14 protein-coding genes and 1 pseudogene are annotated in these 15,956 nt (G+C 54.2%); 10 read left to right on the top strand and 5 right to left on the bottom strand.

The features are described from left to right. Positions 1-645: pseudogene (locus AACS24_RS14910) on the bottom strand (hypothetical protein); the annotation flags it as partial. A gap of 304 nt (positions 646-949) precedes the next feature. Here AACS24_RS14910 and AACS24_RS14915 point away from each other — a divergent pair. The 5 genes from AACS24_RS14915 to AACS24_RS14935 all read left to right on the top strand — a co-directional run bounded on the left by AACS24_RS14915 (position 950) and on the right by AACS24_RS14935 (position 6,586). Beyond that, the gene (locus AACS24_RS14915) at positions 950-2,188 is read left to right on the top strand and encodes a uracil-xanthine permease family protein (protein ID WP_108571150.1); all 1,239 of its coding nucleotides are present in this window, start codon (positions 950-952) and stop codon (positions 2,186-2,188) included. Positions 2,189-2,721: 533 nt separating this feature from the next. Continuing rightward, positions 2,722-3,453, top strand: coding sequence for a substrate-binding periplasmic protein (locus tag AACS24_RS14920; protein ID WP_108571226.1), 732 nt, complete (start codon positions 2,722-2,724; stop codon positions 3,451-3,453). Between the two features lie 40 nt (positions 3,454-3,493). Continuing rightward, complete coding sequence (locus tag AACS24_RS14925) at positions 3,494-5,020, top strand: methyl-accepting chemotaxis protein (RefSeq protein ID WP_108571151.1); 1,527 nt, start codon at positions 3,494-3,496, stop codon at positions 5,018-5,020. 258 nt (positions 5,021-5,278) lie between these two features. Beyond that, on the top strand, positions 5,279-6,079 hold the full coding sequence (locus tag AACS24_RS14930; protein ID WP_108571152.1) for a winged helix-turn-helix domain-containing protein: 801 nt from the start codon (positions 5,279-5,281) through the stop codon (positions 6,077-6,079). 9 nt (positions 6,080-6,088) lie between these two features. Further along, complete coding sequence (locus AACS24_RS14935) at positions 6,089-6,586, top strand: hypothetical protein (protein WP_108571153.1); 498 nt, start codon at positions 6,089-6,091, stop codon at positions 6,584-6,586. Here the strand turns inward: AACS24_RS14935 and AACS24_RS14940 are convergent. Next, positions 6,583-6,999: a GNAT family N-acetyltransferase gene (locus AACS24_RS14940; protein WP_108571154.1), complete on the bottom strand. Its 417-nt coding sequence runs from the start codon at positions 6,997-6,999 to the stop codon at positions 6,583-6,585. The two genes, AACS24_RS14935 and AACS24_RS14940, sit on opposite strands and share 4 nt — an antisense overlap. A 158-nt stretch (positions 7,000-7,157) precedes the next feature. On the opposite strand from AACS24_RS14940, the gene AACS24_RS14945 reads away from it, so the two are divergent. After that, positions 7,158-7,658, top strand: coding sequence for an SRPBCC family protein (locus AACS24_RS14945; protein WP_033114472.1), 501 nt, complete (start codon positions 7,158-7,160; stop codon positions 7,656-7,658). A 196-nt stretch (positions 7,659-7,854) separates the two neighbouring features. On the opposite strand, the gene glk is transcribed toward AACS24_RS14945, so the two are convergent. Further along, positions 7,855-8,871 carry a glucokinase gene (gene glk / locus AACS24_RS14950; protein WP_108571155.1) on the bottom strand — a complete coding sequence of 339 codons (1,017 nt, stop codon included), beginning with the start codon at positions 8,869-8,871 and terminating at the stop codon, positions 7,855-7,857. A gap of 296 nt (positions 8,872-9,167) precedes the next feature. Between glk and AACS24_RS14955 the strand changes: the two genes are divergently transcribed. From AACS24_RS14955 to befA, 3 genes are all read left to right on the top strand, one after another. Beyond that, entirely contained in the window at positions 9,168-10,022 is an 855-nt protein-coding gene (locus AACS24_RS14955) for a MurR/RpiR family transcriptional regulator (RefSeq protein ID WP_005334759.1), read from the top strand. A 163-nt stretch (positions 10,023-10,185) separates the two neighbouring features. Further along, positions 10,186-11,625: a pyruvate kinase gene (gene pyk, locus AACS24_RS14960; protein WP_033114470.1), complete on the top strand. Its 1,440-nt coding sequence runs from the start codon at positions 10,186-10,188 to the stop codon at positions 11,623-11,625. 209 nt (positions 11,626-11,834) lie between these two features. After that, positions 11,835-12,620 carry a beta cell expansion factor BefA gene (gene befA, locus AACS24_RS14965; protein WP_108571156.1) on the top strand — a complete coding sequence of 262 codons (786 nt, stop codon included), beginning with the start codon at positions 11,835-11,837 and terminating at the stop codon, positions 12,618-12,620. 92 nt (positions 12,621-12,712) lie between these two features. Here the strand turns inward: befA and AACS24_RS14970 are convergent, their stop codons facing one another. Both AACS24_RS14970 and AACS24_RS14975 read right to left on the bottom strand, forming a co-directional pair. Further along, positions 12,713-14,464, bottom strand: coding sequence for an amidohydrolase (locus AACS24_RS14970; protein ID WP_108571157.1), 1,752 nt, complete (start codon positions 14,462-14,464; stop codon positions 12,713-12,715). 66 nt (positions 14,465-14,530) lie between these two features. After that, positions 14,531-15,442 (bottom strand): AraC family transcriptional regulator, encoded by a 912-nt coding sequence (locus AACS24_RS14975; protein WP_181364192.1) that lies wholly within the window; start codon positions 15,440-15,442, stop codon positions 14,531-14,533. A gap of 155 nt (positions 15,443-15,597) precedes the next feature. Here AACS24_RS14975 and fliE point away from each other — a divergent pair, with 155 nt between their 5' ends. Continuing rightward, positions 15,598-15,915 (top strand): flagellar hook-basal body complex protein FliE, encoded by a 318-nt coding sequence (gene fliE, locus AACS24_RS14980; RefSeq protein WP_108571158.1) that lies wholly within the window; start codon positions 15,598-15,600, stop codon positions 15,913-15,915. The last annotated feature ends 41 nt before the right edge of the window (positions 15,916-15,956 follow it).

Consider the following 15,956-nt stretch of genomic DNA (forward strand, 5'->3'; position numbering starts at 1 on the left):
GCCACCTCCACTATTGTCGCTGCCACCCCCATTACCATCCTTGTTATGCACGATTAATGAATTGGCTATATAGCTGTGGGTACCATTAAGTACCAGGTTGAACAGCTCGGTGGTGGGTGGAGCGTCAATCCAGTAGAGGGATTCCACCAGCAGCTCAACCGGTTGCGGTGCCAATGCCAGGTTGCCAGTGTTAGCGGCGGCCGACCATCCCAGTAGTCGCATGCCGGTAAAGAGGGGCAATACAATCAATGTCGGGTTTTCGGCACGAGTCAGGGCCGGTGAGATAGCAGCCCAACCGCGAGTGGTCAGGAATGGGTGTTCGCCGGTAAAGAAAGGAGGCAGTTGGTTGATACCATAGAGTCTGCGCTCTCCCAAGAGCACACGCTCTATCGCCAAGATCTGGTTGGTATGGCTATATTGATCCAGAACTCGTTCACCTGCTTGCAACGTCTCTATGAGACGTTCGCTTCCATCGGCCATGGTGATGCGGGTGCCAGCAACGAAGCAGGACTCGGCATATGCCTTGGTCACCTGCCATTCTTGATGGGCAAAGTCATAGCTAAACGGGCTGGCAAATAGGGCTAATGCAACGGCAGAACCAATCAGGATCCTGCGTTGTGTCGGTTTGAAAGGGGGTTTTGGCATGGAGGACTCCTTGTCCATTGTTAACCATGCGGTCAAGTATAGAGCGGTGCTGGGAGACCTTGAGCGGAGACCTGTAAAGCAAACATGATGGAAAAACGATTGGCGTTTGTCACAAAAGTACGTAAAATCGCATACTCGATGCTTGTAGCAACGAATCCCGCCTAAAAAGCCTGTTTCATGCCCTCCCCAAGCAGTAAAAAGTAATTTGTGATGCCGAGATGCTCACTTTTTACCTTGAAAGCGTCTTTCGATAACTGAAAAGTGTCAAATATCCCTGTCAGTTATCAAAAAATTAAGGACATCCATGTTTTCCCTAGTCAAGCAAAGTGTCGCCGGGCTGCAGATCCTGTTTGTTGCCTTCGGTGCCATGGTTCTGGTGCCTCTGCTCACCGGACTGAACCCCTCCATGGCCCTGCTTGGCGCCGGTGTGGGCACCCTGTTGTTCCAGCTCTGTACCCGCCGCCAAGTGCCCATTTTTCTGGGCTCCAGCTTCGCTTTCATTGCTCCCATCATCTATGCCACCCAGACCTGGGGCTTGCCGTCCACCATGTTCGGTCTGTTTGCTGCCGGTTTCATGTATTTCATTCTGGCTGCGCTGATCCGGGCGAAAGGGATGGGATTTGTCCATAAATTGCTGCCGCCGGTGGTGATTGGCCCGGTGATCATGGTGATTGGTCTCTCTGTGGCACAGGTGGCCTGCAACATGGCGATGGGGCGTGCCGGTAGCGAGCAGGTTGTTCCCGCATCAACCGCGCTGGCTCTGGCGGGGATTTCGCTGGCGGTCACCCTGATTGCTGCTGTGTTCTGCAAGGGGTGGATCAAGCTGATCCCCATCCTGTGTGGTGTGATTGCCGGTTATGTATCTGCCGTGCTGATGGGGCAGGTTAACTTCGATGGTCTGATCAACACCCCTTGGCTGGCGTTGCCTCACTTTGAAACCCCTGAGGTCAACTGGGCCGCGGCGCTGTTCATGCTGCCGGTGGCGATTGCTCCCTGTATCGAACATATAGGTGGCGTGCTCGCCATTGGTGGTGTGACTGGTCAGGACTACACCAAAAATCCGGGGCTGCACCGTACTCTGGCTGGTGACGGTATCGGCGTCTGCTTCGCTGGCCTGATCGGTGGTCCTCCCGTCACTACCTACGCGGAAGTGACCGGTGCCGTGATGATCACCCGCAACTTCAATCCGGTCACCATGACCTGGGCTGCCGTGTTTGCCATCATCCTGGCCTTCTTCGGCAAGTTCAATGCGCTGCTCACCTCCATCCCGATGCCGGTGATGGGCGGTATCATGCTGCTGTTGTTTGGATCCATCGCTGCCATCGGTCTCAAGACACTGGTCGAATCCAAAGTGGATCTGGGACTGTCGCGCAATATCGCCATCGTGGCCGTTACTCTGACTGTGGGTGTCGGTGCGCTGGAGATGAAAATCGGCGACTTCGCTTTGGCTGGTGTTGGTCTGGCTTCTGTTGCTGCCATCCTGCTCAACCTGATCCTGCCTGCTCACTCAGAAGAGGGGATTATGGACTCTGCCAAGGATTGATTTTTGCCAGATGTCTCAAGCGGATAAGCATAAAGCCACCTCGCGGTGGCTTTATGCTTTCTCTTTTTTGTCATGGATCAAGGATTGCCTCGCCAGCGACTTTATGTCGCTGCCCCTATTTGACGGATCTCTCTTCGTGGCCTTAGCTAAAGGACAGGTTTGGCTCTAAGGCAGTCTTGAGCAGGGACGAGAAAATGGATGTTGGTGTTCTCACTCATTGTTTCCTGATCACGTGTTGGCACATCACCAAGGTGCCTTCGTATATCACATCAAGGTTGGATGCATTTCACGTCGTCACTCATCCACAGTTACTTGCCCCCATCTCTTTCATTGCCATTTGGCCAAAGATTTTGTTCGAGCCACATTTCTCCAAATGGTGGCTTGCTAACACCATTCGAATCTGTTTGCTGCTACGTATCTGATTTGCGGGTAGCGAGCCGTGGAAACCGGCACGGCCCGAGTTAGGGCCATACAGCCCAGCCATCGATGACGGCGGGGGTTTAGGGATGAATGGCAAGCAAAGCGAGGTCGCAATGAACTATCAATTGTTGTGGAAAGGTGCCCTGTTTTCAGTCTCTTCCATGCTGGCGTTGGGAGCGGCACAGGCTGCACCGCTAAACGTGATGACTGAGGATTACCCACCGTTCAACATGCAAGGGGAAGGGGGCAAGATTGTAGGCCTCTCTACCGAAGTTGTTGAAGAGCTGTTCAAGCGCGCCGAAGTGGAATACAAGATTACCCTGATGCCCTGGAAACGGGCTTATGAAGATACCCTCAGCACCCCCAACACCGCCCTCTATTCCACTACTCGCACGCCTGAACGTGAAACGCTGTTCAAATGGGTTGGCCCCTTGGTCAACAATAACTGGGTCTTCTTCTCCAGCTCCACAGCCAATATTTCTATCAAGTCGCTGGACGATGCCAAACAGTATTCGGTCGGTGGCTATAACGGCGATGCTGCTGCTGAGTATCTGAAAGCACAGGGTTTTTCCAAATTGCAGCTAGCCGCTAACGATACGGCAAACGTGAAAAAACTGGAGGCTGGACGTATCGAGCTGTGGGCGACAGGTCAGTATCTGGCCCCCTATCTGGCGAACAAGGAGAAGGCAGCCAATCCCAAACCGGTGTTCGTGTTCAAGGAAACCCAGATGAGTTTGGCGTTCAACAAAGATACGCCTGATGAGCTTATTAAAAAGTTGAACGAAATACTGGCGGCCATGAAAGCAGATGGCACCATCGAGAAGATCAACGCCAAGTACCAATAAGTCTTACTGCTCGGGCTGCCGTAAATACCGGGAGGAAGCCATGGATTGGAAAAGTCTGAAATTCAGGATTGCCGTGCTGACCTCCCTGTCGGTGAGTCTGCTGTTGGTGTTGTTTGGGGGGTACAATTACAGTGCCTCCAGGGCGGAGAGCTACAGCAAAAAAGCGCAGCTGGTGGACCAGGCCATCAGCCGGCTGCAGCTCTCTTTGCCAGGTCCTTTGTGGAACTACGAATCCTCATTTATCGAGGCATCGCTCAAGTCCGAGCTAGCTGCCGACATGCTGAGTGCCTTGCTGGTGGTCAGCAAGGACAAACTGGTAGCTGGTTTCTCTCGAGATGAGGTAGGTTCGATTGTACCGATCAGTACAATCCCCGCTGATATCAGCACATACAGTGGTCATGATCTGGTTTATGACGATAGCGGCCAGAAGACGACGGTAGCCCGCTTGTTGGTACATACCAGCGATGCCGCCATTCAGGCACACCTGCGGCAGCAACTGATTACCACTGTTTGGCAGATCGTGGTGCTCGATATATGCATCATCGCCTTGTTGATGGTTCTGATGCATCGCAATGTGCTGCGACCGCTCAATCAGATGAATCAAGCCGTGTTCGATTTGGCCCAAGGAGATGGTGATCTGACCCAGCGTTTGAAAATCAACCGTCAGGATGAGATGGGTACGCTTGCTATCAACATCAACCACTTTATTGCCAAGTTGCAGGAGATGGTGGCGGAGATTAACGAGTTGTCGGTCGGAGTTCTGCAAACGGCAGAGCGGTGTGACAATTTGTCTGCCGATACCCGCAGTGGTAGCGATGCCCAGCAATCCGAACTGGATCAAGTTGCAACTGCTATCACCGAGATGAGCCAGGCAGTGCAGGAAGTAGCAGGGAATGCCGTGAAAACCTCTACAGCAACTGATGAAGCCAATCTTTACGTAGAGCAGGGATATAGTCTGGCAGGTCATGCCAACGAGGCGATCAGGCAGCTGGTGGGTGAAGTGGAACGGGTTGCGACACTGATGCGTTCTTTGTCGACCGAGAGCAACAGCATCGGTAATATTATCGAAGTGATCAACGGCATTGCCGAACAGACCAATCTTCTTGCGCTCAATGCAGCTATCGAGGCCGCGAGAGCTGGGGATCAGGGACGCGGTTTTGCCGTTGTGGCCGATGAGGTGAGAACGCTGTCCGGGCGTACTCGCCAGTCAACGGAAGAGATCAGCGCCAGCATTAAGCGCTTGCAGCAGGCGACCCAGAATGTGGGGGCCGGGATGCAACAGAGTCAGGATCGAGCGTCACAGGCTGGTGTTGAAGCCGCTGATGTGCAGGTGTCGGTCGAGAAGATTAAAAATCAGGTCAGCCTGATCCGCGAGATGAACATGTATATTGCTCAGGCTTCGGAAGAGCAGCACTCGGTTGCCGAGGCGGTGAGCCACAGCGTCAACCGGATTGCGACACTCAATAGTGAAAATGCTGGAAGAGTTGCCCAGGTTGCCGAAGCAAGCAGCGATCTGCGTCAGTTATCAGCCCAGCTGGACAAATTGTTGAAGCAGTTTAGGGTCTGAAACGGTTGTCTTTATGACATACCAAACAACGGATTCATCCTGCCTGTTCCCCCGGTCTGGCCGGGGGAACCTTTGAAAGTTGATACAGATAGATACTGCCCTGATTTTCCCGTCTTACACTTTTCTCGCTTCTATTGTGAAGCAGATCCTTACCCATTAGAATTTCCCGCGATGGCAGGCCGTTTTCGGAGCTGTTTGATTCTATCTGGATGTGGATTCCGGTTTGCTTGACGATGAAGAAAATAGCAAGGGGTTGATATGACGGGCGTTGCGACAGGCAATAACATATCAACCTACCATTTCGGTGATTATGTTTTTGATGTTAAAAGGCGGGAGCTTGTTTTTGGTGCGGATTCAAATGCTGCACAAACCAGCAAGACAGCCCGTTTTTCATCGGCAGAGTCTCTCATCTTCTGTTATTTACTGGATCACCCTGATGAATTGTGTGACAAGGATTTACTGCTGGATATTGGTTGGCAAGGGCGCCCTATCAGCCCCAATTCATTGAACGTAGCCATTGCCAATATCCGTCGCCACTTCGCCCAGACGCCTCAGATTCTTGATATAAAAAGTACGCCTAAGAAGGGTTATTCCTTGCACCTGAATTGCAAGGTTATAGCGGGATATGGCTATCAGGAGCCCGAAAATGTGGTCACTGAAGAATATCCCATACCGGATGAGATAATTGCTGCATCCTCCCATATTACGTCTGCAGAAACGGCCTCTTCATCTGGTGATAAGGTAGTTGCCCCCACACCCGCCGAGGCAACATCCCTCATGCAACGTATCAAGTTTGCAATGCTGCATCGACTGGGTCGACCTGTGTTTGCAAAAGCCTTGACCAATATGAATCTGGCTCTGCTCTTGTTATTGCTGTGCGTTGCCAGTTATTTGCATTTTGAATGGCTCCACGTCAGCTGTGGCGAGGGCGCTTCGGGACTTGTTTGTCAGATGGAAGCCAGAAGTGAAGTACCTGTCACCAAGCCTGACTCTCTGGTTCTGATCTCGGGCCATCAGGTGCGTATTTTTTCCTACCAAGAGTTAGAACAAACGCCGTAAGGGATTGTGATGAAACGAACGTTAAAAAATACCTTGTTGCTTTTGCCGCTGCTCTTGGTAGTGCTGTTTGTCGCGGGGATGTTCATCAACAGCCTGGGATGTCATTACGAGCTTCGAATGTCTGCGAATGGCGTCAATTATCATGGGGTATGTCGTTGGGGCAAGATCACCGTGATTGAGGAGGAAGAGTCCACCAAGGAGAAATGGCGGATAACCGGATTTCAACTCACGTTGTTTGACCAGCTGGTATATCTCATCGACAGCAGGGTACAGCTCCACGAGTCTGGCAAGGACGACTCTTATCTGAACGAATACAATCTCATCCAGTCCCAGTACGCACTGGTTAACTATGCTTGGGTGCCGTTGACGGAAAACAAGGTGGCGATTTTTCAGCGAGACCCGGTACACGAGGTTGTGATTGCCCAGCGTGATGGCTGGTTTGATCTTTACCGCTGGTTCTTTCCGCCAGCACCGCTATTGCCAAGCAAAGGGCAGAGTGAAGGTTAAGCCTTGATTAGCGTGCGCCAGGGGCCGGTGAGATCGCAGTGACCTCTCTCTTCGGTCTCTATCCAGCCAAGCCGGTGATAAAAAGCAACGGCTGCAGTATTGCGAGTGGCGACTTTAAGTGATCCTGGGCCTGTCGCAAGACCCTGTTCAAGCAGGGCCCGTCCAATCCCGTGGCCATGCCAGTCTGTCGAAACATAAAGATGGTGGACAAAATTATCGGGTTTCCAGATTGCAATAAAGCCGCAGATATTTCCTCCGTGCTCGGCAATCCATATTTCCTCTCCTGCTGTTTGTTGCTCAAAATCATCAAGTTGGAACCTGGCTGGCTCTACCCAATGAAACGTATCTCTGCGACTTTTCAGGAAGAGTTGAGCTAGTTGGGGAATATCTTTTTGTTCCATTGCACGGATCATTGTGACCTCCTTGGTCAGGCTGTGGCACATCTTATGTGTCTTGGTTTTTGTTGTTCAGAAGTAAATGACAAGGACGTGATTAAGCTCTGTCTATTGTCATGAGCATGGGGCTATACTGCCGAAGTCCCCTGTATGGATGGCTTGAGGCTCGCTGATTTATGGACAATAAGCAGATTGAAGGCAACATCTTTGTTCCGGCTCATATAGACGATGTCTGGCATGCCTGGACAACAGAGAGTGGCCTGCGCAGTTTTCTGGCGCCCGAGTGTTTGATGGTGGCCGAACCGAATGGCCCGTTCGAAATCTACTTCAGACCGGATGCTCCGCTTGGGGAGCGTGGCAGTGAAGGATGCCGGGTGATGGCTGTGATGCCCTATGACCTGCTCAGTTTCAGCTGGAATTTTCCTCCCGCTTTCCCGCACATCCGTCAGCAAAAGACTCAGGTTTGTCTGCGCTTTGTACCGGAAGGGCAGGGAACCCGTCTCTATTTCCTGCAAACCGGTTGGGCCAATGATCCAGACTGGGATCAAGGCTACGCCTATTTCCGGGAAGAGTGGCTGGAGACCAGCTTGCCGCGGCTGCAGTACCGCTTTACTCACGGGCCTATCGACTGGAGCAATCCGCCTGACAAGGCGCAGCTGAAGTCGCTGGCGCAGTAATTTGAAGATAAAAAAAACCGGCCAAAGGGCCGGTTGAAACAGTTCAGGCTTGTCAGGTGACAAACGTATCCAGTGGATGAAAGAGGTTTCCACTCCTTGTGAATTCCTGCTCTCTTGGTTACGTGCCGATACTATATGTCTGCCTCACTGAATTGAGGCTGAACCATGGATCATTCAGCCCCATTTCCGCCTTACATTAGATGGCCATACCCATTGATTGACGCAAGTATGCGCCAGCGCCAAGCAGCCCAGGGCCCTCATGGGTAATGAGGAAAACCGGGATCTCCTTGAGATAGGATCTGAAGCGACCTTTGTCTTCAAACGCCACTCGAAAACCCGAGTTGATAAAGAACTCCTTGAAGCGTGGCACTATGCCACCGGCGATATAGACGCCGCCGAACGTGCCCATATTGAGGGCCAGGTTACCGGCAAAGCGACCCATCAACACGCAGAAGAGGCTCAGGGTACGGCGGCAATCGAGGCAGGAGCCGGCCAGCGCCCGTTCGGTGATCGCTTTGGGTTCAAGGGCTTCAGGTTCGCGCCCGTCGGATTTGACCAGCCCGCGATAGAGATTGACCAGACCCGGGCCAGAGAGAAAGCGCTCGGCCGAGACATGGCCCAGCTCGCCGCGCATTACCTGCAAAACGGCATCTTCTTCTTCATTGTTGGCGGCAAAATCCACATGACCGCCTTCACCCGGCAGGCTGAGCCACTGCTCGCCTGCTTTCACCAGATGTGCCACACCAAGTCCGGTGCCAGCACCATAGATAGCGATAGGTTTTCCGGCAACGGGGGCTGCACCACCCAGCTGGATACGCTCTTCCTCAGCCAGTACCGGTACTGACATGGAGACGGCGGTGAAGTCGTTGATCACCTGCAGACGGCCAAGGCCAAGGTTTGCCTGCATCTCGCTGATGGAAAACTCCCAGCTGTGGTTGGTCATGGCAACCCAGTCACCGTTGATGGGACAGGCAATGGCGATACAGGCTTCATTGACCTTAGCCTTGTGTTCTTCCAGATAAAGGCGGACGACCGCTTCCAGAGATGGGTGCTCCAGACCTGAGTAAGTCTTGGCTTGAGAGATAGCGCCGGTGGCCAGTTCGCACAAGGCCAGGCGAGCATTGGTTCCGCCGACATCGCCGACCAGTGCATGGGTATGCTGCATAACAACTCCTTCGTTACAAGGTGTGGACGACCAGTGGCGCCCCGACATTATTATTTGCCGCCAATTCTACCCGAGCCAAAGCGATGGTCGTCTGTTAGAGACGCACAAACGTGCGCCCGCTCACAGTGTTGTTGCTTTGCAACATTTGTAAGCGGTTTCAATCGGCAGTGACATTTTGTAACGAAAAGAACGAAATAATTAGAGATGAGTCATACTTTGTATTGTGGGTGTTAGTTGCGTTAACCGCTTGTCTTGTATAGTCATCAGGTTGATTGGAAACCTGCTTAGCCGTAAATTGAGTGCAAAGACACTGAAGCTAAATTACAAAATGCCTGGTGGTGATGATGAATACCCTTGATAAAATTACAAACAACTTGGAAAGTTTCAGTAAATCAGAGCGCAAGGTCGCCGAAGTGATTTTGGCATCCCCACAGACGGCTATTCACTCCAGTATCGCCGCCTTGGCCAAGATGGCCGATGTCAGCGAGCCGACCGTCAACCGCTTTTGCCGTCGCCTCGACACCAAAGGATTCCCTGATTTCAAACTGCATTTGGCCCAGAGCTTGGCCAATGGCACCCCTTATGTGAATCGTCATGTGGAAGCGGAAGATGGTCCGGATACCTATACCGCCAAGATCTTCGAATCCACCATGGCTTGCCTCGATGCAGCCAAAAACAGCCTGGATATCTCAGCCATCAACCGCTGTGTCGATATTCTGACTCAGTCCAAGAAGATCAGCTTCTTTGGCCTTGGCGCCTCCTCCGCAGTGGCCCGCGATGCCCAGAACAAATTCTTCCGCTTCAACATTCCGGTAGTGAGCTTTGACGACATCGTCATGATGCGCATGAGCTGCATCAACAGCAGCGAAGGGGACGTGGTTGTGCTGATCTCCCACACTGGTCGCACCAAGGCGCTGGTGGAAATTGCTGCGCTGGCTCGTGAGAACGACGCCACCGTCATTGGTATGACTGCCAAGGACTCCCCGCTGGCTCGCGAGTGCAATCTGGTGCTCTCCATGGATGTGCCGGAAGATACCGACGTCTATATGCCGATGGCATCTCGCATTGCTCAGCTGGCGTTAGTGGATGTGCTGGCAACCGGTTTTACCCTGCGCCGGGGAATGAAATTTCGCGAAAACCTGAAGAAGGTTAAAGAGGGACTGCGCGAATCCCGCTTCGAAACCCCCCACTCTTCCTGAATGGTCGGGGGCCTTTGCCCCCAACTGTCTATGCCACCCGCCTTGGTGTAGTATTGTAATTTAGTAACAAAAGCCACCCAGAGGGCTTGCAAACGGGTGCATTGAGCCATTGGCTTGATGGGGCAGAATCTCAACTCGTATCAACTTCATATCGGAGTCTTTCATGCCTAGACGTACAAAGATTGTAACCACACTCGGTCCTGCTACCGACCGCGAAGGGATCCTCGAAGGGATCATCCGCGCCGGTGCCGACATGGTGCGGATGAACTTCTCTCACGGCACTCCTGAAGATCACATCCTGCGCGCCAATCAGGTGCGTGAAATTGCTGCCAAGCTGGGCCGTCACGTTGCCATCATGGGTGACCTGCAGGGGCCGAAAATCCGTGTTTCCACTTTCAAAGATGGCAAGATCTATCTGGCTATCGGTGACAAATTCGTGCTGGATGCAGCCCTTGGCAAAGGGGAAGGTTGTCAGGAGCAGGTTGGTATCGACTACAAGAGCCTGCCAAACGATGTCGTGCCTGGCGATATCCTGTTACTGGATGATGGCCGTGTGCAGCTGAAAGTAGAGAGCGTTGAAGGCACCCGTATTCTGACCACTGTCACTGTTGCTGGCCCGCTCTCCAATAACAAGGGCATCAACAAGAAAGGGGGTGGTCTCTCCGCGCCGGCACTGACCGAGAAGGACAAGGAAGATATCAAGACTGCTGCCCGTATGAACGTGGACTATCTGGCGGTCTCCTTCCCCCGTTGTGGCGATGACCTGCGTTATGCCCGCGAGCTGGCCCGCGAAGCCGGTTCCAATGCCAAGATCGTGGCCAAGGTTGAGCGCGCCGAAACTGTCGCCACTGACGAAGCGATGGAAGATATCATCCTCGGCTCCGACGCCGTCATGGTTGCCCGTGGCGATCTGGGTGTCGAGATCGGTGACCCCGAGCTGGTTGGCGTGCAGAAGAAGCTGATCCGCTTCTCCCGCCGTCTGAACCGGGTGGTGATCACCGCGACCCAGATGATGGAGTCGATGATCAACGCACCGCTGCCGACCCGTGCCGAAGTGATGGACGTGGCCAACGCCGTGTTGGATGGTACCGATGCCGTGATGCTCTCTGCCGAGACCGCTGCCGGTCAGTTCCCCATCGAGACCGTGACCTCCATGGCCAGCGTCTGTGTCGGTGCCGAGAAGCATCCGAGCCTGAATGTCTCCAACCACCGCATGAACTACACCTTCACTTCTGTCGAAGAAGCGGTAGCCATGTCGACCATGTATGCGGCCAACCACCTGGAAGGAGTCAAGGCGATCGTGGCGCTGACCGAATCCGGTACCACCCCGCTGCTGATGTCCCGTATCAGCTCCGGTTTGCCGATATTTGCCATGTCTCCGCACAACAAGACTCTGGCTTGGACCAACCTCTACCGCGGTGTCACCCCTGTGCTGTTTGACGGTGACGAGACCAAGCCGGTTTATGAAGTGTGCCGCGATGCGCTGGATGTCCTGAAAGCCAAAGGGTTGCTGCAGAGCGGTGACATGGTGTTGCTGACCCACGGTGACAAGATGGAGACCGTCGGCAGTACCAACACCTGCAAGGTGATGATGGTCGAATAAGCGATTTGACTTGTTGATTATCAAGGCTGCTCCCTTCGGTGAGCGGCCTTTTTTATTACTGTCTGGTGTACCTCTCACTTGTGGGAATGGACTCGAAGATTGCTTATGGCGGAGCCCATCCCGATAATGCGCAAGATTATCCAAGGTGTTTGCCCTGACCCGCGCGGATAGGTGAATGCCATGAAGCCGAAGCATATGGGAGCAAAAGGATGAAGAATCACAAGTGGTTGCTGGGTCTGGCCGTGAGTCTGGCTATCTCCCCCTGTTATGCCGACTGGGCAAAGCTCAAGGCTGCGGCATCCGATCTCGGAAGTGCGTTGAGCGAAACCGGCAAGGAGGTGTGGCAGGATGTCAGCGATTTCTCCAAAAAGAGCTGGGCCTCTATTTCGACCTGGGGTGAGGAGGCGTTCAATACCGCCGGTGTCTGGACTGACAAGAGCATAGCGACCGGTAAGGAGTGGTTGGTTGTCGCCGACAAAAAACTCACGGAAATGCTCAACCCCAAGACGGCACAAGAGGCAAGGATTGCGCTCAACACCATGTCTGATACTGCGCTGATACATCTCTTCAATGAACAGCCCTCAGCCAAGTTGTTGTTTGACAAGGCTTATGGTTACGCCGTCTTCGACTCGCGCAAGTTCTCCCTGATGCTTCATACCAATCAGGGGGCCGGGGTAGCCGTCAATCGCAAGAGTGGCAAACACACCTATATGAAGATGTTTGGTGCGGGTCTGGCGGCCGGGATCGGTGGCAAGTTTTATCAGCAGGTGATTCTGTTTGAAGACAAGGCCAGATTTGATGCCTTCGTGACTCAAGGTTGGGAGGCCACCTCCGAAGTAGGCGTGGTGGCCGGCAAGGAGAGCGCCGAGCTGACCGCCAAATACAACGGCGGCATGGCCATCTATCAGATTGGCGAGAAGGGGCTGCTGCTCGATGCCAATATCTCCGGATCCAAATACTGGATCGACAAGGACTTGACGGAAACGAGCCGCTAATACCGTCGTTATCGGTTGTTCACTGCACGCCATTCGCTTGCCGTGAGTTCGGCCAAAAGGCCCGCAATGCGGGCCTTTTGGTTTTCTCGGGGTCAGCGGGCTGAATAGACCTGTTTACCCTTGAACATGGTCCAGAGTACCTTGGTCTCTTTGATCTGTTCACTTGCCACCTGCTCCAGATTGCGATCCAGCAAGATCAGGTCAGCACTCTTGCCTGCGCTGATGGAGCCAATCTCTTTCTCCCGCCCTATCACCTTGGCGGCGTTGAGGGTATAGGCCTGCAAGATAGCCTGACGGCTGATCTGCTCACTGGCGGGGGGCAGCAAGCCAAGCTCCCCTTGGCGGGTGATCGCGGTATACATGGCGAGGAAAGGGTTGGGGCTGGAGACCGGCCAATCACTGGCACCGGCGATAATAGCGCCGCTTTGCAGCAAGCTACCTGCCGGATAGAGGCGGGCCAGCAGGGCCGGGTGCACTTTCCCCTCCAGCAGCATGGTGGTCGCTATGTTTTTCCCGGCCCACAGCAGTTGCATCGATGCGGCCACATTGAGCGGTTTGAAGCGGGCAATACTGGCCGGGCTCACCACCTCCAGATGGGTGATGCTGTGCAGCAGGCGATGATCCTGATTGTGGGCCCGGGCATAGGCGATGGCATCGAGAGATTCACGGACGGCCCGATCGCCGATGGCATGAAAGTGAGTGATCAGTTGATGGGCATCCGCAGTGCGGATCAGCTCGTTGAAACGCTGCTTGTCCAGATCGTCCTTGCCGCTGTAACCGGGGCGGTTGAGGTAGGGCTCGCTCAACTTGGCGGTCTGGGATGGATACTCGATGACACCATCTTGCAGGATCTTGATCCCCACCAGTTTGACGTCCGGGGCATCTTGAAACTGTTGTTGCAGCGCCAATACGTCATCAATGATGGCGGGTGATGCATGGATCCCTACCAGTGCCAGTGCGGATACATGCCCGGTCAGTTTGCCTTCCCGGGAGAGCATGCTGTACGCCGGAAGCAGGCCGGTGTCACAGCGATCCGGTTCGGCGTTGAAGATGGGCGCAAGGGGGCGAATGTTGCTGATAGGGTCCATCCAGGCGGTAATGCCCACCTGATTGAGCTGCTTGGCGGCGGTCATGATGGCACTGGCAATCGTCTCGTCGCTGACGGGGGGCAGCGCCTTGAGGATGGCATCCCACCCGCCTTCCGAGGCAAAGCCATTGAGCTTGCCGGATGGGGTGAGGCCAAAATTACCTTTCAGCGGGGCATAACGACCGGCAAGGGACTCGGCATCAATGCCAGCCTTGCGCAGCATGGCCTGATTGGCCCAACCAGTGTGGGCATCCGAACCGGCCAGCACCACCGGGATCTGCCGGTATTGTGGCCCATTGAACACCTGATTGAGCAGGGGAAGTTGATGCCAATAGTCGAGGGAGACATTGCTGTATAGCTCAACATCACCCAGTGTCAGGCGGGGATCATCTTTACTGCGGGTCAGAAATTGCTGCACCTGCTCAACCTCATTCATGGCATCAGGAAAATTAACCGTCATCCCCTGAAAGCCGGCAAATGCTGCGTGAACATGGCTGTCGATGAGCCCCGGCATCAGGTACTTTCCTTTTAGATCAAGACGCTTGGCATGGCTGCCGAGGCGGGCGCTGACCTCCTGATAGCTGCCGACTGCCACGATCTTTTTACCTTCAATGCCGACCGCTTCCGGGTGAGGGTTCGCCGGATCGCCACTGTAGATGGTGCCGCCAAAGATCAGGGTCTGCCTCTGTGACTGGGCATTGGTGGCAGCGGGAAGCGTCACCAGCAGGCTGGCGAGCAACAGCGTTTTGATATTCATAGGCATGACTCCGTCGCTTCGGAGTCCGAAGACACCGAAGTGGGTAAATGGAAATGGGGTATCGGCTTATCGGTTGATAAGCGGGATACAGATATCAAACACGTAATGATCCCGGTCGGGGTCCGTGCCCGCGTGGTATTGCTCGTAACACGGGCGATCGTCGCAGTTCAGCCCTTGGCCCACTACCCAGCGAAACGCCGTCTCCCAGCAGGCTGCCAGTTGATCGCCGCGAGCGATAAACTGACATACAGCATAGGGACCCGCGGCGATGGTCTGGGTAGTTAACTGGCGTCCAGTGGGGATCTTTGGCCCCAGCTCGATGCAGACGTCAGTACGGCAGCGGGTCTCATCGGTGATATCGGGGATATCCCAATAGAGACTCAGGGTACCCGCCGGTGTCATCGCCTCGTCTGAGGCAAACAGGGCGAGCAAATCCCGATGGGCTTGCTCGCAGGTTTCCTTGCCATAGGGGCCCAGGCGGCGCATGTACGCCACGCGCCGGGCGGGCATCTGCCTGACGCTTGCCCCCTGCAACAGACCCGGGTGTTCGGTGACCGGGTGCATGACCAGGCCATCATAGGTGTCAAAGGGAAGGGGATCGTTTCCAATCTTGCTTTTCCAGTTTCCTCCCTGTTGCTGGCGGTATTCCGAGGGGCTCATGGCGAAGTGCAGGCGAAAGGTCTTGGCGAAATTCTGGGAGCTGGAGAACCCGGCGGCCAGTGCGAGGGTGGTGATATCGCTCTGGGGTGAGGCGAGCAAGCGACGGGCTGCGCGCTCCATACGCAGGCGCCGGGTAAATCCGGCAATGGTCTCGCCGACCATCGTCTTGAAAATACGGTGGAAGTGGAAGGTGGAGATGGCCGCCGCCGCTGCGACCTCATCAAGGCTCGGATTGTCATCCAGATGGTGGCTGATGTAGTCCATCGCCTTGAACACAGGTTTGCGATAATCCAGAGCGGGCTCCTTGCCAGCCAGCAAAAGTGGGCGTCAGTGTCGGATTTAATCAGAGCCACTTGCCGTTGTCGAACCCGTCCGGCCTGGTCTGGCCACTCATCCTGGCCGTACTTTTAACGCATTGGCACTCTAATTGCTTGTTGCATGCCAGCGTCAATGATTTGTCTGGGGATGGAAAAATGGAAATTAGTGCAAGTAGCCTGATGCAAGAGATGCAGACACTCAAGGTAGAGGCCGGTGCAACCCCGCTGGCACAGCCGGGCCGTCAGGTTAGCTCCGACTTTGGCCTGCTGCTGCAACAGGCATTGGGCAACGTCAACGAGCTGCAAGGCGCCGCCAACGATCTGCGCACCCGTTTCGATATGGGTGACAAGTCAGTGGATCTGGCCGAAGTGATGATTGCCGGGCAGAAATCATCCATCGCGTTCGAGGCCACGGTACAGGTACGCAACAAGATGGTCGATGCCTACAAGACCATCATGAACATGCCGGTATAAAGGATTTCAACGAATCATGACGACCGGGCATCATGAACATG

Source organism: Aeromonas sp. HMWF016 (assembly GCF_963878195.1).
Lineage (GTDB): Bacteria > Pseudomonadota > Gammaproteobacteria > Enterobacterales > Aeromonadaceae > Aeromonas > Aeromonas lacus.